General features: G+C 67.6%; 16 protein-coding genes. 8 read left to right on the top strand and 8 right to left on the bottom strand.

Features of this window, described 5'->3' with window-relative positions; genetic code table 11:
* The first annotated feature begins 48 nt into the window (after window positions 1-48).
* From I6H87_RS28160 to I6H87_RS28150, 3 genes are read left to right on the top strand one after another with little or no spacing between them, the layout of a single operon-like run.
* Window positions 49-1,503: a TolC family protein gene (locus tag I6H87_RS28160; protein WP_041688163.1), complete on the top strand. Its 1,455-nt coding sequence runs from the start codon at window positions 49-51 to the stop codon at window positions 1,501-1,503.
* Window positions 1,504-1,505: 2 nt separating this feature from the next.
* The gene (locus tag I6H87_RS28155; protein WP_010810335.1) at window positions 1,506-2,666 is read left to right on the top strand and encodes an efflux RND transporter periplasmic adaptor subunit; all 1,161 of its coding nucleotides are present in this window, start codon (window positions 1,506-1,508) and stop codon (window positions 2,664-2,666) included.
* A 6-nt stretch (window positions 2,667-2,672) separates the two neighbouring features.
* Window positions 2,673-5,789 carry an efflux RND transporter permease subunit gene (locus I6H87_RS28150; protein ID WP_010810334.1) on the top strand — a complete coding sequence of 1,039 codons (3,117 nt, stop codon included), beginning with the start codon at window positions 2,673-2,675 and terminating at the stop codon, window positions 5,787-5,789.
* Between the two features lie 161 nt (window positions 5,790-5,950).
* On the opposite strand, the gene I6H87_RS28145 is transcribed toward I6H87_RS28150, so the two are convergent.
* Window positions 5,951-6,319: a hypothetical protein gene (locus I6H87_RS28145; protein WP_011617510.1), complete on the bottom strand. Its 369-nt coding sequence runs from the start codon at window positions 6,317-6,319 to the stop codon at window positions 5,951-5,953.
* A 115-nt stretch (window positions 6,320-6,434) separates the two neighbouring features.
* Window positions 6,435-8,888, bottom strand: coding sequence for a DUF3772 domain-containing protein (locus I6H87_RS28140; protein ID WP_011617509.1), 2,454 nt, complete (start codon window positions 8,886-8,888; stop codon window positions 6,435-6,437).
* Window positions 8,889-9,334: 446 nt separating this feature from the next.
* Between I6H87_RS28140 and I6H87_RS28135 the strand changes: the two genes are divergently transcribed.
* A complete protein-coding gene (locus tag I6H87_RS28135) occupies window positions 9,335-10,003 on the top strand; it encodes an alpha/beta hydrolase (protein WP_011617508.1) in 669 nt (222 codons plus the stop codon).
* A 20-nt stretch (window positions 10,004-10,023) separates the two neighbouring features.
* Here I6H87_RS28135 and I6H87_RS28130 read toward each other — a convergent pair whose 3' ends face one another.
* From I6H87_RS28130 to I6H87_RS28120, 3 genes are all read right to left on the bottom strand, one after another.
* Window positions 10,024-10,749 (bottom strand): GntR family transcriptional regulator, encoded by a 726-nt coding sequence (locus tag I6H87_RS28130; RefSeq protein WP_011617507.1) that lies wholly within the window; start codon window positions 10,747-10,749, stop codon window positions 10,024-10,026.
* Window positions 10,750-10,817: 68 nt separating this feature from the next.
* Window positions 10,818-12,146: an MFS transporter gene (locus I6H87_RS28125; RefSeq protein ID WP_011617506.1), complete on the bottom strand. Its 1,329-nt coding sequence runs from the start codon at window positions 12,144-12,146 to the stop codon at window positions 10,818-10,820.
* 129 nt (window positions 12,147-12,275) lie between these two features.
* On the bottom strand, window positions 12,276-13,931 hold the full coding sequence (locus tag I6H87_RS28120; RefSeq protein ID WP_010810328.1) for a GMC family oxidoreductase: 1,656 nt from the start codon (window positions 13,929-13,931) through the stop codon (window positions 12,276-12,278).
* A gap of 130 nt (window positions 13,932-14,061) precedes the next feature.
* On the opposite strand from I6H87_RS28120, the gene I6H87_RS28115 reads away from it, so the two are divergent.
* Complete coding sequence (locus I6H87_RS28115; protein WP_010810327.1) at window positions 14,062-14,886, top strand: IclR family transcriptional regulator; 825 nt, start codon at window positions 14,062-14,064, stop codon at window positions 14,884-14,886.
* An 18-nt stretch (window positions 14,887-14,904) separates the two neighbouring features.
* On the opposite strand, the gene I6H87_RS28110 is transcribed toward I6H87_RS28115, so the two are convergent.
* Window positions 14,905-15,912 carry a LysR family transcriptional regulator gene (locus I6H87_RS28110; RefSeq protein ID WP_010810326.1) on the bottom strand — a complete coding sequence of 336 codons (1,008 nt, stop codon included), beginning with the start codon at window positions 15,910-15,912 and terminating at the stop codon, window positions 14,905-14,907.
* 172 nt (window positions 15,913-16,084) lie between these two features.
* Here I6H87_RS28110 and I6H87_RS28105 point away from each other — a divergent pair, with 172 nt between their 5' ends.
* Genes I6H87_RS28105 through I6H87_RS28095 form a run of 3 tightly spaced genes read left to right on the top strand, consistent with a single transcriptional unit; the run spans window position 16,085 to window position 19,626 of the window.
* Window positions 16,085-17,074: a Bug family tripartite tricarboxylate transporter substrate binding protein gene (locus I6H87_RS28105; RefSeq protein ID WP_010810325.1), complete on the top strand. Its 990-nt coding sequence runs from the start codon at window positions 16,085-16,087 to the stop codon at window positions 17,072-17,074.
* Between the two features lie 26 nt (window positions 17,075-17,100).
* A complete protein-coding gene (locus tag I6H87_RS28100) occupies window positions 17,101-18,600 on the top strand; it encodes a M81 family metallopeptidase (RefSeq protein WP_010810324.1) in 1,500 nt (499 codons plus the stop codon).
* 33 nt (window positions 18,601-18,633) lie between these two features.
* Window positions 18,634-19,626 carry a tripartite tricarboxylate transporter substrate-binding protein gene (locus tag I6H87_RS28095; protein ID WP_011617505.1) on the top strand — a complete coding sequence of 331 codons (993 nt, stop codon included), beginning with the start codon at window positions 18,634-18,636 and terminating at the stop codon, window positions 19,624-19,626.
* A 43-nt stretch (window positions 19,627-19,669) separates the two neighbouring features.
* Here I6H87_RS28095 and I6H87_RS28090 read toward each other — a convergent pair whose 3' ends face one another.
* Together I6H87_RS28090 and I6H87_RS28085 are read right to left on the bottom strand one after the other, a co-directional pair.
* Window positions 19,670-20,287 (bottom strand): uracil-DNA glycosylase family protein, encoded by a 618-nt coding sequence (locus I6H87_RS28090; RefSeq protein WP_011617504.1) that lies wholly within the window; start codon window positions 20,285-20,287, stop codon window positions 19,670-19,672.
* A gap of 13 nt (window positions 20,288-20,300) precedes the next feature.
* Window positions 20,301-21,059 carry an IclR family transcriptional regulator gene (locus tag I6H87_RS28085; RefSeq protein ID WP_010810321.1) on the bottom strand — a complete coding sequence of 253 codons (759 nt, stop codon included), beginning with the start codon at window positions 21,057-21,059 and terminating at the stop codon, window positions 20,301-20,303.
* Between the last annotated feature and the right edge of the window lie 62 nt (window positions 21,060-21,121).

Raw genomic sequence — 21,121 nt, 5'->3', positions numbered from 1 at the left:
GGGCGGCAGCATGGCGACAGGCAGCCGTATTGCTTGCTTTCCCGACTCATGACAACAACCAAGCTGACCCTGATCGCGTCGCTTTTGCTGATCGCGCTCGCCGCTGCACCGACCCATGCCGGCGCACAAGGCGGGGTGTCCCCGAAGCCAACGGACGCGGCCGGTGCCGCGCCAGCCGCCCCCGCGCCCCTGACCAAACCTGCTGCCGCACCCATGCCGGGCTCCGCCATCCTGGCGGCTGCGGCGGTGCCGAAGCCCGCATCCGCCGCAGCGGCCGGCGCCCAGGCGGGACCCGCCTACTCGCTGCCCCAACTGCTCGAGCTGGCCCAGTCCACCAACAAGGGCGTGGCCGCCGCCGAGGCCGGTGTCGATGCCGCCAGCGCGGCAATCAGCAGCGCACGTGCCTATCCCAACCCGCAGGTGGAAGTGATGTACGGCCGCTTGTCCGGCAAGCAGCCGGGCGTGACCAGCGGCAATGCGCCCAGCTACGCCGTGGTGCAGAAGCTGGACTACCCGCACCAGCGCAGTCTGCGCGAGGCCATGGCCACCCGCGGGCTGGAGTCGTCGCAGGCCATGCGGCAAGGCTTCCGGGCCGACCTGGCCGCCCGCGTGAAGACTGCCTACTACGACGTGCTGCGCCGCGAGAGCGAGCTGCATGCCGCCGAGGAAGACCTGGCGATGATGCGCCAGATCCATTCGCGGGCGCGCCTGCGCGTGGAGGTGGGCGAGGCGCCGCGCTATGAACTGATCAAGGCCGAGACCGAACTGCTGGCCTCGCAGAAGAGCCAGCAGACTGCCGGGCTGCGTGTCAACCAGGCCAAGGCAGCGCTGCGCCAGCAGGTGGGCGGTGCCATGCCGGGCCAGTTTGCGCTGGCCGGCACCCTGGGCCAGTCGCCCGACGTGCCGCCGCTGCCGGTGCTGCGCGACACCATGACCGCCAGCAATGCCGAGCTGGTCCAGCGCCGCATGGAGCTGGAGCGCGCGCAGCTGGGCGTGAACTACCAGAAGTCGCTGCGCTGGCCCGAGGTGGCGGTGCGCGCCAGCACCGACCGCCAGCCTGACAACAACGTCTCGCAGATCGGGCTGGTCCTGACCATCCCGCTGTGGGACCGCCGCAGCGGCCCGGTGGGCGAGGCCACGGCGCAGGCCACGCAGGCGCGCAGCGCCCTGGAAGCGCGCGAGTTCGAGCTGACGCAGGAGCTGGAAGCCGCCTACCGCCAGTACGAGATCAACCAGGCCCAGGTGACGGCGCTCGAGTCCGGCATCGTGCGCGAGGCCGAGTCGGCGCTGGGCGTGGCCGAGTCCGCCTACCGCTTCGGCGAGCGCGGCATCCTGGACTACCTCGATGCCCAGCGCGTGCTGCGCGGTGCGCGCAATGACCTGATTGCCGCCCAGTACGACCTGCAGGTGGCCGCCATCCAGATCGAAAAGCTCATGTCGACCGCCCCGGGCGCTACCGCAGCGCCGGGCCTGCAGCCGACCTCCACCATCGAACAGAAATAACCATGCGCCCCAATTTCCTGCTTTCTCTGACGGCCGCTGCCGTCCTGACGCTCAGCCTGGCGGCCTGCTCCGACAAACCTGAACCTGTTGCCGAAGCGCCCAAGCTGCCGCCTGGCGTGATCCAGCCCGAGGGCAACCTGCAGAAGGGGCTGAAGGTGGCGCCGGTGGCTACTTCCCCGTTCAGCGAGATGCTGCGCGTGGCCGGCCGCGTCGACTTCGACGAGCAACGCGTGGCCCGCATCGGCGCCAGCGTGACCGGCCGCGTGACCGACCTCTATGCCACCCTGGGCCAGGAAGTGAAGGCCGGCCAGGTGCTGGCGCGCCTGCACAGCAGCGAGCTGGGCGCGGCGCAGATGGCCTTCCTGAAGAGCGAGGCCCAGACCGAGCTGCAGGGGCGCAACGCCGAGCGCGCGCGCCAGCTGTTTGCCGCCGACGTGATCGGCCGCGGCGAGCTGCAGCGCCGCGAGAGCGAACTGGCGATTGCCTCGGCCGAGATGCGCGCCTACCGCGACCAGTTGCGCGTGCTGGGCATGTCGCAGGCATCGATCGCCGAGCTGGCCAGGAGCGGCAGCATCAACTCGCATTCGCCGGTGTTTTCCAGCATCAGCGGCACCGTGGTCGAGCGCAACGTGGCGCAAGGACAGGTGGTGCAGCCGGCCGATGCGCTCTACACCGTGGCCGACCTGTCGCGCGTGTGGGTGGTGGCCGAGGTACCCGAGCAGCAGGCCGCCCAGGTGGCCGAAGGGCAGAGCGTCGACATCGAGGTGCCTTCGCTTGGCAACGGTGCGGGCAGCAAGAGCATCACCGGCAAGCTGATCTACGTCGGCCGCACGGTCAACCCGCAGTCGCGCACGGTGCTGGTCCGCACCGAGCTGGAGAACCGCGAAGGCCGCCTCAAGCCTGCCATGCTGGCCAGCATGCTGATCGCCGGCAAGCCGGTCGACCAGCTGGTGATCCCGGCCGCCTCGGTGGTTCGCGACGGCAACGACGAGCTGGTCTATGTCGAGATGCCGGGCAACAAGTACCGCCTCACCAAGGTCAAGCTGGGCGCCGAGAGCGACGGCATGCGCGTGGTGCAGAACGGTGTGAAGGCCGGCGACCGCATCGTGGTCGATGGTGCCTTCCATCTCGACAACGAGCGCAAGCGCCTCGAGCAAGGGTAATCGGCCATGATGAAATCCCTAGTCGAAGCCGCCATCAAGCAGCGGCTGGTGGTGTGCGTGATTGCCGTGGTGCTGTTCTTCTTCGGCCTGCGCGCTGCCACCAAGCTGTCGGTGGATGCTTTCCCCGATGTCACCAACGTGCAGGTGCAGATCGCCACCGAAGCCGCGGGCCGCTCGCCCGAGGAAGTCGAGCGTTTTGTCACCGTGCCGGTGGAAATGGCCATGACCGGCCTGCCCGGCCTGGAAGAGATGCGCTCGCTGAACAAGGCGGGCCTGTCGCTGATCACGCTGGTGTTTACCGACGCCACTGACGTGTACTTTGCCCGCCAGCTGGTGATGGAGCGCCTGATCGAAGTGGGCGGGCGCATGCCGGAAGGCGTGTCGCCGGTGCTGGGCCCGGTTTCCACCGGCCTGGGCGAGGTCTACCAGTACACGCTGGACCGTGCCGACGACGGCAACCGCGAACTGACGCAGGAAGAGCTGGCCGAGCGCCGCATCGCCCAGGACTGGGTGGTGCGCCCGCTGCTGCGCTCGATTCCGGGCGTGGCCGAGATCAACTCGCAGGGCGGCTACGTGCGCCAGTACCAGGCGCTGGTCAACCCGGAACGCATGCGCCACTACCAGATCTCGACCCAGCAGGTGTATGAGGCGCTGGCGCGCAACAACGCCAACTCCGGCGGCGGCGTGCTGCCGCATTATGCCGAGCAGTACCTGATCCGCGGCGTGGGCCTGGCCCGCGGCGTGGATGACCTGGGCAGCATCGTGCTCAAGGAGATCAACGGCACGCCGGTGTACCTGCGCGACGTGGCCAACGTCACCATCGGGCATGAGGTGCGCCAGGGCGCGCTGGTCAAGAACGGCCAGACCGAGGCGGTCGGCGGCATCGTCATGATGATGCGCGGCGGCAATGCCAAGGAGGTGGTCAGCCGCGTGAAGGCGCGCGTGGCCGAGATCAACGAGCGCGGCATGCTGCCGGGCAAGCTGCAGATCGTGCCGTACTACGACCGCAGCGAACTGGTCGACTCCGCACTGTGGACCGTGACCAAGGTGCTGCTGGAAGGCGTGGTGCTGGTGGTGATCGTGCTGTTCCTGTTCCTGGGCGACGTGCGCTCGTCGGTGATCGTGCTGGCCACGCTGGTATTGACGCCCTTGCTGACCTTCATGGTGATGAACGAGGTGGGCCTGTCGGCCAACCTGATGTCGCTGGGGGGGCTGGCCATCGCCATCGGCCTGATGGTGGACGGCTCGGTGGTGGTGGTCGAGAACGCGTTCGAGCGGCTCGGCCACAAGGAGCCGGGCCTCACCAAGACCGAGATCCTGGTCAAGGCCGTGCAGGAGGTGGCCACGCCGGTGATCGTGGGCGTGGGCATCATCATCCTGGTGTTCCTGCCGCTGATGACGCTGTCGGGCATGGAAGGCAAGATGTTCGCGCCGCTGGCGTTCACCATCTCGATCGCGCTGGCGATCTCGCTGTTCCTCTCGCTGACGCTGTCGCCGGTGCTGTCGTCGTACCTGCTCAAGGGCGGCGCCGAGCACGACACGCATGTGATCGCCTTCATGAAGCGCCACTACCTGCGCCTGCTGCACTGGGCGCTGGGCAACAGCCGCAAGACGGTGATCTGCGCGGTGGCGGCCTTCGTTGCCACGGTGGCGATCGTGCCGCTGCTGGGCACCTCGTTCATTCCGGAGATGAAGGAAGGCTCGATCGTGCCCGCGCTCGACCGCGTGCCCAACATCTCGCTGGAAGAGTCGATCAAGCTGGAGAAGGAAGCCAACAAGCTGGTGCTGAGCGTGCCGGGCGTGAAGTCGGTGGTGTCCGGCGTGGGCCGCGGCGAAAGTCCGGCCGACCCGCAGGGCCAGAACGAGTCGACTCCGATCGCCAGCCTTAAGGACCGCGGCGAGTGGCCCGACGGCTGGACCCAGGACGATATCGCCAACGCCATCCGCGAAAAGCTCAAGGCCATTCCCGGCGTGCAGATCGTGATGGCGCAGCCGATCTCGGACCGTGTCGACGAAATGGTCAGCGGCGTGCGTTCTGACGTGGCGGTGAAGGTGTTCGGCGACGACCTGGACAAGCTGCGCGAGCTGGCGGGCGAGATTTCGCGCGTGGCCGGCGGCATCCAGGGCTCGCAGGATATCCGCATCGAGCGCGTGTCGGGGCAGCAGTACCTGTCGATCGAGATCGACCGCCAGGCGATTGCGCGCTACGGGCTGAACGTGTCCGACATCCATGACGTGATCGAGATTGCCATCGGCGGCAAGCGTGCCACGGACATCTTCGAAGGCGAGCGCCGCTTTGCCGCGGCGGTGCGCCTGCCGGAGGAGTTCCGCAACAACGAGCAGGCCATCCGCCAGCTGCTGGTGTCCACCCCCAACGGCACCCAGGTGCCGCTGCAGAGCGTGGCCAAGATCGAGGTCAACGACGGTCCGGCCCAGATCAGCCGCGAAATGGCCAAGCGCCGCGTGGTGGTGATGATCAACGTGAAGGACCGCGACCTCGGCGGCTTCGTGGCCGAGCTGCAGCAGGCCACCGACGCCAAGGTGAAGTTGCCCGAAGGCTACTACCTGGAGTGGGGCGGCCAGTTCCAGAACATGGAACGCGCCATGGGCCACCTGAAGATCATCGTGCCGGTGACCATCGCCGCGATCTTCTTCCTGCTGTTCCTGCTGTTCAACTCGCTGCGCTTTGCCACGCTGATCATCACGGTGCTGCCGTTTGCCTCCATCGGCGGCATCATCGGGCTGTTCGTCACCGGCGAATACCTGTCGGTGCCGGCCTCGGTGGGCTTTATCGCGCTGTGGGGCATGGCGGTGCTGAACGGGGTGGTGCTGGTGTCGTATATCCGCACGCTGCGCGACTCGGGTTTGTCGCTCGATGAAGCGGTGGTGCAGGGCGCGACCCAGCGTTTCCGCCCGGTGATGATGACCGCGACCATTGCGATGCTGGGCCTGGTGCCGTTCCTGTTCTCGACGGGGCCGGGCTCGGAAGTGCAGCGTCCGCTGGCGGTGGTGGTGATCGGCGGGCTGATTACGTCGACGCTGCTGACGCTGGTGATGGTGCCTACGCTGTATCGCTGGTTTGACGATCGCAAGCCGGATCCGACCAGGGATGTGCCGGTGTAAGGCAGCACAGACCTTCAAGTCCCGCTGGTTTGCTCCCTCTCCCGCAAGCGGGAGAAGGAGCACGCAAGTGGTCATTCAGAACCCTGCGCGCTTGCCAGCCGTTACAAGACAAACGCCCCATGCTTGGCATGGGGCGTTTCTTTTTTGCACAGCCGCCTTATTCAATAGCCGTAATACGGCTGCTGCTGTTCGTAATACCCCGACGGCTGCGGGCCGCAAGGCACATAGGCACGGTCGTAGTCGCGGTAGCAATACCCCGGCGGCGCTGCCGGCGGTGCGTATGAGACGGGAGCCGGCGCGTAGGTCACCGGAGCCGGTGCGTACGTGACGGGGGGCGGTGCCGCCATGACCGGCGTCGAGGCCAGGGCCGCGCCAAAGGCCAGGCCGACCAGCGCGCCGACAGCCAGCACCGCTCCGGCATTCGAGCCGCCGCCGTGGTGGTGGTGGCGGCCGCGCGCGGATGCCGGGCCGGCTGCCACCAGCGCCACGCTCAGGGCAACCGCTGAAACGATTCGGGTGGAGGGGCGCATATCGGACTCCTTCTGATGCAGCTTGTGTGCATTCATGATGCACGCAAAGCGCCCCTCAAGGTGTTTCTGCGCGGCCGGCGACTTGTTAGGGTTGTAACGGCTGCTTTAATGCCGGTCAGCCGGCGGCCAGCGCGCGCTCGGGCTCCTGCCCGAATGGCGGCATGTTTTCCAGCCGCAGCGATTGCGGCACCGACAGCGAGATGTCCGCGGCGCGCAGGCGCTTGAGGATTTCGAACAACAGGTCGCTGCGCGTGTTGGCGGCGATGCGCGGGCTGCCGACATAGCCCGTCACCGACAGCGTGATGCCGTTGGGCGCCAGCTGGCTGAACATGACCGAGGGTGCCGGCACGTCCAGGATGCTCTCGTTCTCGCGGTAGACGTCCAGCAGCAGGTCGCGCAGCTGTTCGGGGTCGGTATTCAGGGGGAAGGTAAGTTGCAGCGACGCCACTCCCTGGGTGCTGTTGCTCATGGTCACGTTGCGCAGGTTCTGCGAGATCAGCTGCGAGTTGGGCACGATCACGGTGGAGCGGTCGCCCAGCTGGATTTCGGTAGCGCGCACGTTGATGCGGCGGATATCGCCCTCCACGCCGGCAATGCTGACCATGTCGCCCACCTTGACCGGACGCTCGGTCAGCAGGATCAGGCCGGAGACGAAGTTCTTCACGATCTCCTGCAGGCCGAAGCCGATACCCACCGACAGCGCGCTGACGATCCACGCCAGGTTGTCCCAGCGCACGCCCAGCAGCGACAGCACCAGCAGCACCAGCAACACGTAGCCGACATTGCTGTACAGCGTAATCAGCGAGGCGCGCAGGCCCGGCTCCTTGCAGACCTTGGGCAGCAGTTCTCCATCGAGCCAGCGCCGCACCGAGCGCAGCAGCCAGATGCCGACCCCGAGAGCGACCAGCGCATTCAGGATGCGGTCGGGCATGATGTTGAGGCTGTGCAGCTTCTCGCCGCCCAGCACCATTACCAGGCTGTTGAGCAGGTCCGCGGGTGTGGTGCCGAAGCCGCCGGTCAGCAGCGCCAGCACCGCCACCAGCAGCAGCACGCTGGCGCCGATGCCTGACAGGATGGTGGAGGCCTGCTCCAGGTGCGAATCGTCCACGCCGAACAGCTGCTTGATGACACGGCCGCTGGCGTAGTTGGTCGAGAGCAGGCTTTCGCAGACGTCGCGCGTGACCTGGGTCAGCAGGTACAGGCTGCACAGCACGATGTCGAACCAGACCAGCTCGTAGGTCAGGAAGCGCGCAAAGCTGATGTAGCCGGCCAGCAGCGCCACCACCGACACCAGCACGATGACCGACACGCCGGCGTGGATCATGCCCGCCAGCGTGGCGCGCGCCTCGGGCCGCTCGCCGGCGGCCGCCAGCAGGTTGCGCACGCGGTTGGCGCGCAGCAGCGCGGCGCCGATGGTCAGCACCACCACCAGCGAGACCAGCCCGCGTCCCAGCAGCGTGACCTGCACGCTGGTATCGGCAATGCGGTTCAGCTGCTCGAGCGTGCCGGCCAGCAGCAACAGGCCGGCCAGCACGGCGGGGAACGGCTTCATCGCCAGCGCCACCGGATCGGCCAGCGCCGGCAGGCGCCAGGAGGGATGGCGCGTGCACAGCAGCGCGCGCCCCAGGCCCGCGATCAGCGCGCTGGTCAGCGTCAGCTTGAGCAGCTGGCCGTACAGCTCGACCAGGTCCGGCGGCAGTTCATAGCTGCGCGTGAAGGCGTTGTAGACCAGCTGCACCGCCAGCCCGGTGGTGCACACGGTGGCCAGCGTGGTGGACAGTGCCAGGGCGCTGCGGCGCAGGCGCGTCTCCGGCAGCTTGTGCAGGCAGAACCACGCCAGTGCCCGTTCCGCCAGGCGCCGGCCCAGGGTCCATACCGCCAGGGCCAGCAACAGCAAGGCGATGGTGGCGGCGCGCTGTGACGGCTGCCAGGCCAGTTGCGCCATCGGCACCACCTGGTCGGTAAAGGTGGCCAGGCGCGCCTGGTCTTCCTGTGTCGGGCTGACCAGCGGCTTCCAGAACTGCGGGTTCAGGATGCTCTCGGAGCGCAGCGCGAGCTGGTCCTTCATCTGGCCGCGCTGCAGCCGCGCCAGCTGGTCGCTCAGGTTGGCGATGTTCGCCTTGCTCTCTCCTGCCTGCTTGAGTTGTGCGTCAAGCTGGGCACGGCGCGCATTCAGATCGGCGCGCTGCCTGACCACCGCCGGCGCTTCCTTGGTGGTGGCGGCCGCCGGTGGCGGGCCCAGCACGTCCAGCTGCGCCTGCAGCTGCGCCCGCTGCGGCGTCAGCGCCGAAGACAGCTTGTCGACGTCGGCATCGAGCTTCTGCAGCGTTTCTTCGAGTTCATGCAGCCTGGTGTTGCCTTCCGGGTCGGAGGCCTGCTGCTTGATGCGGTCCTGCTCGGTCTGCAGGCGCTTGAGTTCGGCGGCGGCCTCGCCGTGGCTGATGGCGGGCGCCTGCTGGGCGCCGGCCTCGGAAGCCGCTTCTGATGCCGGGGCGGCCAGTGCGGCCGGCGTCAGGTGGCATAGCGCAGCGAGCGCAAGGCCCAGTGCGAGCCGTGAAACTTTGCTCATGGCGGAATCTCGTCGGATGGTGACTTGCGGCGGCCCCGGCATCGGCAACGGCATCGCGCTGGCACGCGTCGGGTGCGGCGGCGATGGGATGCGGGAACGGCCGGAGCACCGGCAATGAACACGGGAAGGGAGCCGCTCGCTGGCGCTCCCTTCAGCGAAGTCTGGTCAGGGCACGAAGCGCGGCGGGCTGCCTGGCAGGCCGGTGTGCGGGACACGGGACGTGCTGACCGATGGCGGCGGGACCAGAGGACACGAAAAACGGCCTTGCCGCGGTTCGCGAAATTATACGAAAGCGGATACGCCACCCAGCCGTTCCTTGTGTCGGATAGCGCACGGGGTGACATTTTGATACGGATACGCGCGCGGTGGCGCGTGGTCTGCGGGAATCGCATTACCATCACGGTCTTTCGGGCCGCAGGCGGCCCATTTCATTACCAGGAGATGGCATGGCTGTTCCGTCAGGCACGGAAAAGGCGCAGCTCGGCGGCGAGGCCGGGCAGATCGAAATGTTGGTGGACCGTCCCGCCGGCGCGCCGCGAGGCATCGCCGTGGTCGCGCATCCGCATCCGCTGCTGGGCGGCTCGGCCACGCACAAGGTGCCGCACCAGTTGGCCAAGGCGCTGGTGGCACGCGGCTTCCTGACCGTGCGGCCGAATTTCCGCGGGGTCGAGGGGTCCGCGGGGCAGCATGACCAGGGCAGCGGCGAGGCGCAGGACATGCTCGCCGTGGTCGCCCATCTGCGCGAGGCCCATCCCGGCCTGCCGCTGGCACTGGCCGGCTTTTCCTTTGGTGCGTTCGTCATGGCCAATGCCGCCGCCACGCTGGCGGCGCGGTCCGTGCCGATCCGCCACCTGGTGCTTGCCGGCACGCCTTACGGCACCGTCAAGGCGCACCGCAGCTATGACACGCCGGCCGTTCCCGCCGATTGCCTGGTGGTCCACGGCGAGCGTGACGAGCGCGCGGAACTCGGCGCGCTGTTCGACTGGGCGCGCCCGCAGGGGCTGCCCGTGGTAGTGGTGCCGGGGGCGGACCACTTCTTTACCGGCAAGCTGCCGCTGCTGGTCCGTATCGTCGGCGGCTACCTGGATCGTCCCGAGGCCGGGGCGGCCGCCTGACGGCTTAAGGGTGCCAGGCCTCAGGCGTTCGGCATCGCCGGTGCGCCGCCGATCGGGTCGGGATGGATCTGCATCAGCGCGGCGCGCTTCTCCAGCAAGTGCTGGCGCAGGATGGCCGCCAGCCGCTTGCCGTCGCGGGCTTCCAGCGCGTGGATCATCTCTTCGTGATCGTGCACGGCGCGGTCCCATTTGTCGGTCTGGTGGTTGGAGCGGAAACGCATCGCCTTGAGCCGCCGGTTGAGGGTCAGGTAGGTCTGCTGCAGCGTCTGGTTGCGCGCGGCACCGGCGATGCGGTCGTGGATCTCCTGGTTGCGGGCGTAGTAGCCGGGCAGGTCGTTCTGCGCGCGGCAGGCCAGCATGGCGTAGTGCAGCGCCTTGATCTCGGCCAGCTCCGGCGGCGTGATGCGCTCGCACGCCAGCTCCCCGGCAAACGCCTCCAGGCCGCTCATCAGCTCGAAGGCTTCCCAGGCCTCGGCCTCGCTCATCCGTGACACGCTCGCGCCGCGGTTGGGCGAGATCTCGATCAGCCCCTCGGCGGCCAGCACCTTCAGCGCCTCGCGCAGCGGCGTGCGCGAGATGCCCAGCGTTTCACACAGCTCGCGCTCATTGAGCTTCATGCCCGGCGGCAGCACCCCCTCGACGATAAAGTTGCGCAGGTGGTCGACCACGGTGTCGTGCAGCCGCTGGCGCACGACCCTGGGCAGGAGCGGGGCGGCGGCTGCACCGGTGCCGTCCGGAGTTTGCATGCAATGTCCCTGTCATTGGCGTTGCGCCATTCTAAGACATTGCCGGCGGGCGGCGGCCCGCTCCTCGCCTATCGCGCCGGACCGCGCAGCGGCATGCCGTTTTCACGCGGCGCCTGGGAGCCTTCGCCCCGTCCGATCAGCGCCACCGACAACGCCGACACCACCCCCGCAAAGGCAACGTAGGCGCAGATCTGCCAGGGCTTGCCGCCGCCCGACTTGAGCAGTGCCGTGGCGATGATGGGCGTGATGCCGGAGGCGAAGATTCCCGAGAACTGGTAGACGAACGAGATCCCGGTGTATCGCACCCTGGCATCGAACAGCTCGCAGAACAGCGCAGCTTCCGGGCCATAGACCGCGGCGTAGAGGATGCCGAACGGCACCACGATGGACAGCCACAGCAGCATGGTGTTGCCGCCGCTGTTCAGCATCAGCCAGAACGCCGGGAAGGCGGACAGCGCCGTGATCAGCGAGCCCCAGAAATACACGCGGGTGCGGCCGATGCGGTCGGACAGGTGGCCGAAGAACGGAATGAAGAAGCACATCGCAATGGCCGCCGCCATTACGCCGACCAGCGCTTCAGTCCGGCTGATATTGATGGTCTGGGTCAGGTAGGTGATCGAGAACACGCCGAAGATGTTGAAGAAGACCCCGTCGATATAGCGTGCGCCCATGCCCTTGAGGATATTGCCCGGGTAGCGCCGCATCATGTCGACAAAGGGAATCTGGGTCTCGGCATTGCGCTGCTTGATCACGGCGAATTCAGGTGTCTCCTTGACGTTGAGGCGGATATACATGCCCACGAACACCATCCCCGCCGAGATCAGGAAGGCCACGCGCCAGCCCCACGCCAGAAACTGCGTATCGGTCAGGGTCAGCGACAGCAGCGCCACCACGCCGGATGCCAGGCACAGTCCGATCGCCAGCCCGATCTGCGGCAGCGACGCATAGAAGCCCCGTTTGCCCGGCGGTGCGTACTCATAGGCCATCAGCACCGCGCCGCCCCATTCGCCACCCAGGCCGATGCCCTGCAGCACGCGCAGCAGCAGCAACAGGATCGGCGCCAGGATGCCGATGCTGTCATAGGTCGGCACCAGCCCGATCAGGAAGGTGGACACGCCCATGATCATCAGCGTGATCACCAGCATGCTCTTGCGGCCAACCTTGTCGCCAAAGTGCCCGAAGATCACGCCGCCCAGCGGCCGCGTGACAAAGCCCACCGCAAAGGTGGTGTAGGCCAGCATGGTGGCCACCAGCGGGTCATTGCCGGGGAAGTACAGCTTGTTGAAGACCAGGCCGGCGACCACGCCGTACAGGAAGAAGTCATACCATTCGATGGTGGCGCCGATCACGGACGCCAGCGCGACCTTGCGGATCGCCTGTTCGTTGGGGCTTGTCATGCTTGTCTCCTCTGGTGATGGGCGGCGTCCTCTGGAAGGATGGTTATGGACGCCGGATGCACTGCAGGGTTTGGCCTTGTTATGGGTGCCTGGCCTTGGTTGTTCGCAATCAGGATTGGCGCAGGCCGCTCAGGCGGCTGCTGCCATCTTGGTTGCCACGTCGACGGGATGCACTTCCCGCCGTGCGTCTTCGCGGATGAAGTCGGCCGCGCGCTCGGCCATCATCACCACCGGCACGTTGGTGTTGCCTGAGACCAGCGTAGGCATCACCGAGCAGTCCACCACGCGCAGCCCGCCCACGCCATGCACGCGCAGGCGCGCATCGACCACTGCCAATGGATCGGCGGCGGGCCCCATTTTCGCGGTGCCCGACGGATGGAAGATGGTGGCACCGTACTCGCGGCAGAAATGCAGGATCTCGTCGTCGCTGCGCACCTCGTCGCCCGGCCGGAACTCGCGCTTCATCAGGCCGCGCATCGGTTCGGCCTGCGCCACGCGCCGGGCGTAGCGCACCGCTGCCACGGTGCAGCGCCGGTCCAGCTCGGCCGACAGGTAGTTGGGCTGCATCGACGGCGGCTCATACGGATCGGTCGAGCGGATCCGCACCGTGCCGCGCGACTCGGGCCGCAACTGGCATACCGAATAGGTGCAGCCGGAGAAGGGATGCACCGTGCCGCCCGCCATGTCGGCGGACAGGGTCGAGAAATGGAACTGCGTGTCCGGCGTGGCGCTTTCCTGCGGCAGTGCGCGGCAGAACATCGCGCCCTGGTTGATGCCGATCGCCAGCGGCCCCTTGCGCATCAGCAGCCATTCCAGGCCCATGCGCGCCTTGCCCGTCAGCGAGCGCAGCTGGTCGTTGGTGGTGATCGGCTTGGCCACCTCGTAGATCAGTCGCACCTGCAGATGGTCCTGCAGGTTCTCGCCCACGCCCGGCAGGGCATGCACCACCGGTACGCCCAGGTCCTGCAGCAACGGCGCCGGGCCGATGCCCGACAGCTGCAGCAACTGCGGCGACTGCAGCGCGCCCGCGCACAGGATCACCTCGCGCCGCGCCCGCAGGATATAGGGCTGGCCATGCTGGGTGTAGCGCACGCCCACGGCACGCTTGCCTTCGAACAGGATCCCGGTGGTGTGGGCATCGGTCTCGACGCGCAGGTTCGTGCGCCCGCGCGCCGGGCGCAGGTAGGCCACCGCGGTGGAGCAGCGCCAGCCGTTGCGGGTGGTGAGCTGGTAATAGCCCACGCCCTCCTGGTCGCCACCGTTGAAGTCGGTCTTGCGGGGCAGGCCCAGCGCCTGGCCGGCGCCGATGAAGGCATCGACCAGCGGATGCTGCCGGTCGATCGAGGTCGCGTTCAGCGGGCCGTCGGTGCCGCGCGTGGGGCCGGCGCCAAGGTCGTTGTTCTCGAGCTTGCGGAAGTAGGGCAGGCAGTTGTCCCAGCTCCAGCCCGGATTGCCCAGCGTTTCCCAGTGGTCATAGTCCTCGCGCTGGCCGCGTACGTAGATCAGGCCGTTGATGGCGCTGCTGCCGCCCAGCGTGCGGCCGCGCGGCCAGTAGATGCGGCGATCGAGCATGTTGGGATCGGGATCCGTATAGAAGCCCCAGTTCACTTGCTTGTGGAACATGGTCTTGCCATAGCCGATCGGGATATGGATCCACGGGTAGCGGTCGGGCGGGCCGGCCTCCAGCAGGCAGACCGAATAGCGGCCGTCTTCGCTGAGCCGGTTGGCCAGCACGCACCCGGCCGAGCCGGCGCCTACCACGATGTAGTCAACGGTTTGCGACATCGTCGCTGTCTCCTTTTTTGGCCGGCAGGCACGTAACCATCCGGCTTGGATCTATAATCTGAAACATTCTGTTCCGGATTTTATTTTTCAAAGCCGGAATGGAAAGCTCAATCGCGAGGAGACGCCGGTTGTGAAACAGAACGTGCAATTCCCGTTTCAGAATCGCACTGCAGCAGAAGACGGGGCGGTGGAGGACGATGCACGCAGCCTGCGCGTGCTGATGGTGCTGTCCAGCCTGGCCAGGGCGCAGCACCCGCAGACGTTGTCCCAGCTTTCGCAGCGGTTGCATGTGCCCAAGGCGACACTGATGCGCCTGCTGGCCGCCATGGAGCGCACCGGCTTCGTGGTCCGCATGCCCGCCGAGCGCGGCTATGTGCCCGGCCCGGGCGCCGCGTCGCTGGCACTGCAGACCCTCAGGAGCCCGCCGATGCTGCGCGAGTGCCGCGCCATCCTGGCCAGGCTGGTGGCGAGCCTGGGCGAGACCTGCAACCTCACCGCGCTCGACGGCGACCGGGTCCTCTATGTGGAGCGGGTCGAGACGCACGAGCCACTGCGCCTGCAGCTGTCGCCCGGCATCCACGTGCCGCTGCACTGCACCGCCAGCGGCAAGCTGTTCCTGTCAGCGATGAACCGGCTGGAGCGCCAGCAGATGCTCAGGCGGCTGGACCTGGCCCCGCACACGCCGCGCACGCTGTCCGATGTGCCGGGACTCAACACCGAGCTGGACCGGCTGGGCGCGCGCGGCATCGGCGTGGACCACGAGGAATTCGTGCGCGGCATGTGCGCGGTGGCAGTGCCGGTGCGCGAGCCGGATGGAGAGGGTTCAGGCCGGGTGGTGGCCGCGATTGCCTGTCATGCGCCGACTGCGCGGGCTTCGCTTGAGGCGCTGCTGCAGGCGGTGCCGACGCTGCAGGGCGCGGCGAGGGAGATGGCTGCGGTGCTGTGCGCGCACTGAGCCGGGCCGGCTTCCCGTTCAGCGCTTGCGAACGCCGGCCGCCGCCACCGCGCGCGCGGCCAGCAACGGCACTGGCTCGGCCACGAGGGTCTCGCCGGCGCGACGCATGACGAGCTCGCGAAACAGGCGCGCCGGCGTGCGTGGCGTGAGTTCGTCGTTCCAGACCGCGACCACCGGCTCCACGCGGCTGCCGAGTTCGAAGCGAAGCACTCGCGCCACCTTGGCCAGGGTGAGCTGCGCGGCAATGCGCTCGGGGAACACCGCGAGGAAATGACCAGCCTGCAACAAGCTGGCCGTGGCGGCCACATCGCTGGTGCGGATGCCCAGCGAGGGCGCCGGCGCCCCTAGGGTATGAAACGCCGTGTGCAGCAGGTGAAGCATGCGCGAGCCGGCCACCGGAATGCACCATTGCTGCCCGGACAGTTCCCGCGCCGCCAGCTTGCGGCGCGTGAGCAGCGGATGGTCCAGGCTGGCGACAATCACCACCTTCTGCGCCGGGACTACCGGTGCCGTGCGCAGCGCGGGTAGCGACAGGCGCGGATCGTCATAGGCGAACAGCAGGTCCAGCGAGCCATCCACCAGTTGATCCGCCAGTTCGCCGATGCCGCCTTCGATCACGCTGATCTCCACGCGCGGATGGTCACGGTAGAAGTCGCTCATCGCCCGCGCCAGGAAGGGCTGCACCGACATTGTCCGGAACGCGATGCGCAACGCCCCCTGGCTGCCGGCACGCACTGCCTGCAGCGATTCGGCGAGCCGTTCGAGCTGCGCCAGCAAGACCGCCGCATGGGCTGCCATCTCCCGTCCGGGCTCGGTCAGGTGCAGGCCGCGGCGGCTGCGCTCGAACAGCGGCATGCCCACGATGTCTTCGATCTCGGCCAGGGTCTTGGACACCGCGGCGGGGCTGACATGAAAGCGCGCGGCGACGGCTGCGGCGGTTGGCATCTCGCTCAGCGCCAGCATGATGCGCAGGTGGCGCAGCTTGAGGCGGCCAAGCAGGGTATGGGCGAAGGCTTCGGCGGGCATGGGGGCAGGCGACGATCGGCGGGGCCGGGTGGCTCATTCTACAAGTTAACCATTTGCTCAACAAACAGCGATTTTTATTCGCTTTTGGTATCGGAACCGATCCCATATAGTCGGCGCATCACCTGATTCATTCCAAGCCATCACGAGGCAATCAGACCTCAGGAGGAGACCCATGGAAACCATGAGCCATTTGCGCTCGATCATGCGCGGCATGCTTGCCGGCGCAGCCTTGCTCGCAGCCACTTGCGCAACTGCCGCACCCGCGTGGCCCGACCGGCCGCTGCGCCTGGTGGTGCCGTTCCCGGCCGGTGGTTCCTACGACATCATCGGCCGCACACTCGCGCGCAAGCTGGAACAGCGGCTGGGGCAGCCGGTGATGGTGGAGAACATCGCCGGTGGCGCGACCGTGCCGGGTGTGTCGTCGGTGCTCAAGGAGAAGGCCGACGGCAACACGCTGCTGCTGGCCAGCGACGGCACGCTCAGTATCAATCCGTTCACGATCAAGGGCCTGCGCTATCGCCCCGAGACCGACCTGACGCCGGTGACCATCGTCAGCACCGTGCCGCACTGGATCATCACGCGCGCCGACCGCAAGGAGATGACTCTGGGCGAGCTGAAGACGCATATCCAGCGCAATCCCGGCAAGGTGTCGATCAGCATCAACGTCGTCGCGGGGGCTGCGCACCTCGGCCTGGCCGACTGGAAGCGCCGCAATGGCCTGGATTTCACCATCGTTCCATACCGCGGCTCGCCGCCGGCCATGGCGGACCTGATCGGCGGCCAGACCTATGCGCATGTCGATGTGATCGGCTCTTCGGTCAATTACGTCCAGGATGGCAAGGCCAGGCCCCTGGCTACGCTGCAGGCGGAGCCCGTCACGCAGTTTCCCAGCCTCGAAACGCAGAAGGCGGGCGGCACGGATGTGCTGCAGGTACGCGGCAACCTGGCGCTGGTGGTCAAGGCGGGTACGCCGGCCCCGGTCATCGACCGGCTCTACAGGGAAGTGAAGGCCAGCGTGCAGGAAGCGGACTTTGCCGCGCGCCTGCAGACGCTTGCCTATGAGCCGGTCCTTTCCACCCCCGAGCAGGCCCGCCGCTTCCTGCAAGCGGAAACGATCCGCTACGGCGCCATTGCGCGCGCAGTCGATCTCGAATCCAACTGAACCCTTCACGCTGTCGGAGCCAGTCCATGCGTTTTGTCATTGCCCTGATGCGGCATGAAACCAATACCTTTTCGCCGATTGCCACGCCATTGAGCGCGTTCAACCGCGGCAGCACCGCTGGCCCGCTCTACGGCGACGACGCGGTGCGTGCGTGCCAGGGCACCAACAGCGCCGCGGCCGCGTTCATCGACCTGGTACGCCGCCAGGGCGACGAGTTCGTGATGCCCCTGATGGCGAACGCGGTGCCCAGTGGCATGGTGACCGCACAGGCATTCGAGTCGATGGCGGCCAGCATTGTCGAGGCGGTGGGCGCGGGCTGCGATGCCGTGATGCTGGACCTGCACGGCGCCATGGTGGCCGAGGGCTATCCGGATGCCGAAGGCGAACTGCTGGCACGCATCCGTGCCGCCGCGCCCGAGGTGCCGATCGCGGTATCGCTGGATTTCCACGCCAACTTCAGCGCTGCGCTGGTTGACAATGCGACCGTGATCGCCGGCTACTGCACCTATCCCCACGTGGACGTGTACGAGACCGGCGCACGCGCCGCCCGTACCCTGATGGCGGCGCTGCGAGGCGAGGCCCGCCCGGTCCTGTTGTGGCGCACGCTGCCGATGCTCACCCACATGCTGCGCCAGACCCCGCGCGCGCAACCCATGAAGGACATCATGGAGCGTGCGATGGCGGCCGAGCGCGATGGCGAGGTGCTCAACGCCTCGGTGTTTGGTGGTTTTCCGCTTGCCGATATCCCGCATACCGGCCTGGCCGTGGTGATCGTGGCGGATGCCGCCAGGGTCGACGCAGGGCGGCGCCTGCTCGACGAGCTCTGCGGCATGGCGTGGGAACGCCGGGCTGATTTTGTTTTTCCGATCGAGCCGATGGAGGAATCCATCGCGCGCGCCAAGACGCTCACGCAGGGCCCGGTCGTGCTGGTCGACCATGGCGATAACTGCGGCGCTGGCGGGCCGACGGATGAAATGACGGTGCTGGGCGAAGTCCTGCGCCAGGGGCTCGAAGGCGTGGTCGCCGGGCCGTTCTGGGACCCGGGCGCGGTGGCGGAACTGATTGCCGCCGGCGTCGGGCAGTCCGTCACACTGGATGTGGGCGGCAAGACCGACATGCCCGCGCTGGACCTGAAGGGCCGTCCGCTGCGGCTGAGCGGCCGGGTGCAGTGCATTACCGACGGCAACTACCAGGTCACCGGCCCGATGTTCACAGGCATGAAGCTGAGCCTGGGCCGCACCGTGGTGCTGGATGTCGCCGGCACGCTGGTCGTGATCTGCGAGAAGCCGCAGGAGCCGTTCGATACCGGCGTGTTCACGCATGCGGGCATCGACCTGTCGCGCCGCAGGTACATCCTGATCAAGTCGCGCCAGCACTTCCGCGCAGGGTTCGAGCCGATCGCCAGCGAGATCGTGCTGGTGGCCGGCCCCGGAGTCTGCAGCTCTGACTACAGCCAGTTCCCGTTCCGCAACCTGCGCCGCCCGATCTATCCGCTGGAAGTGCACACTGCGCTCGAGGCCGCCTGAGCGCATCCGCCGCCGTCAACCGGAGTAATCCGTATGCTATTTCCGAACCCCTTGCGACGGCTGGCCGCCGCGCTGGCATTGGCCCTGGGTGCCAGTGCCGTTCCTGCCATGGCTGCCCCCGCCAGCGGCGACGCGCCCGTGCGCATCGTGGTCGGCTTCGCGGCCGGTGGCGCGCTGGACATCTTCGCGCGCGCGCTTGCTGAAAAGCTGCGTGTTTCGCTCGATACGCCTGTCCTGGTCGAGAACCGCCCCGGCGCATCGGCGCGGCTGGCGCTGGAGAACGTCAAACGCGCGCCGCCGGACGGCAAGACGGTGCTGATCTCGCCCGCGCCGCCGTTCACCATCTTTCCGCTGACCTACAAGCGCCTGGCCTATGACCCCGACAAGGACCTGGTTCCGGTCGCCTACCTGGCCGACGTGCCGCTGGTGGCGTCCGCCAGCGTCAACCAGCCCTATCGGACCATGCCGGAATACCTGGCATGGGTGAAGCGCAACCCGGACAAGGGCGGTGTCGGGCTGGTCACGCTCGGCGGCAGCATTCATTTCGGGGTGCTGTCGCTCAGCAAGTCGATTGGCGTGCCGTTGCTGCCCACTGCCTATCGCGGCGCCGTCATGATGCTGACCGATGAGATCGGCGGCACGCTGCCGCTGGGTATCGATGCGGTGGGGGGGCAGATGGAGCTGTACCGGGCGGGCAAGATCCGTTTCCTCGGCGTCACCGGGACCCGCCGGTCGGCGCTGCTGCCTGATGTGCCAACGCTGGCGGAGGCGGGCGCGCCGGGTTTCGAGACGGCGTCAGGCTGGTACTCGGCCTTTGTGCCGGCGGGGACGCCGCCGGCTACGGTGGCGAGGATCGAGAAAGCGCTGCTCGACGCCGTCAAGGATCCCGTGGTGCGCGACAAGATGTCGGCGCTGGGCATGGAGATGAACGGCAAGCCGGGGGATGCCCTGCGCAAGCTCATCCAGGCGCAGCGCATGCAGTGGGGACCGGTGGTCGCGGCTTCGGGCTTTACGGCCAGCGAATGAGGTGAGCGGGCCAGGCGACGGTGGCGCGGGTATCGCTTGCTGCCTACCCTGATTGCGCAGGGCCGTGCCGCAACAGCCGGCCAACCCGCTCACGCAACATCGGCAGCACCTCGTCCTCAAACCAGGGATGCTGCTTGAACCACGGCTGGTTGCGCGGTGACGGATGCGGCAACGGCACGAAGCCGGGCGCGTAGTCCTTCCATGCCCTGACGGTCTCGGTCAGCGTCGGCTTGCGGCGCGCCCCGAGGAAATGGCGCTGCGCGTACTGGCCGACCAGCAAGGTCAGCTCGATCGACGGCAGTTGCGCCAGCAGCCGGTCGAGCCACAATGGCGCGCACTCGCGGCGCGGCGGGTTGTCGCCGCTCTTGCCGCGTCCGGGATAGCAGAACCCCATCGGGATGATCGCGAACTGCGATTCGTCGAGGAAGGTGGCGGCATCGACCCCGAGCCACTGCCGCAGGCGGTCGCCGCTCGCATCGTTCCAGGGAATGCCGGTTTCATGCACGCGTATCCCCGGCGCCTGGCCGACGATCAGGATGCGCGCGTCGGCCCCGACGCGCACGATCGGGCGCGGGCCCAGCGGCAGGTGTGGCGCACAGGCGCGGCAAGCCCGCACTTCGGTCAGCAGGGCATCGAGCGAGGCGTAGCGGAGCCGGCTCATCGTCACTGCGCCATCACGCGTGGTTGCCTGCCACCTGCCGCGACAGGAAGCTGCAGGTGGCCACCAGCACTTTCGCGCACTCAGGGATGCACGTCTCCATCCGGTTCTTCGGCCCTGCCACGGCAATGGCCAGGGTCTCATTGTTCAACGTGAGGAAGGTCGCGACGGCCCAGACGTCGCTGACGTTCTCGCCGCGCGTGACGAAGTAGCCGGCGCGCCGGCTTTCCTGGATGTCGCGCACGAGGGCCTCTGGGTCGGTCTTGGTGGCCATGGTGATGGCGGGCAGTTCCCGGCCGGCCAGCCAGCCGCGCAGCTCCTGCTCCTTCAGGCCGCCCAGGATGGCCTTGCCGATGGAGCTCGAGTGCAGCGGCTTGAACTCCCCCGGCTTGGCCGTGTAGCGGATCGCGTGCACGCCTTCGATGACCTGCAGGTAGATCACGGATTCACCCTGCCGCTTGCCAAGGATCACGGTTTCCCGCGTGGCGTCGCGCAGCCGCTCCAGCACCGGCGTGGCGCGTTCCACGAACGGGTCTTTCTCGGTGATGTCGCGCGCCACGTCATAGATGCGCCGGGTGGGATAGAGCGCGCGCGGACGGGTGAGGGAATAGAGGTAGCCGCGTGCCATCAGGGTCGAGACGATGGCGTGGCAGGTGCTCTTGGGAATGTCTATCGCCTCCGCCAGCTCCGTCAGCGACAGCGGCCGCTGGTTTGCCTGGAAGGCTTCAAGGATATCGATCACCCGCTCGATGGCGGTCACCGTGACGCCGGACATAGTCCCCTCCTTTCGCTTGCACCTGGCTGGAAGAAATTCGGCCGGCTGAACAAACGCCGGCG

This window comes from Cupriavidus necator, assembly GCF_016127575.1.
In the GTDB taxonomy this organism is placed as follows: Bacteria; Pseudomonadota; Gammaproteobacteria; order Burkholderiales; family Burkholderiaceae; genus Cupriavidus; species Cupriavidus necator_D.
Note: the sequence above shows the minus strand (reverse complement) of the source record. Positions and strands in the feature narration are given on the sequence as shown.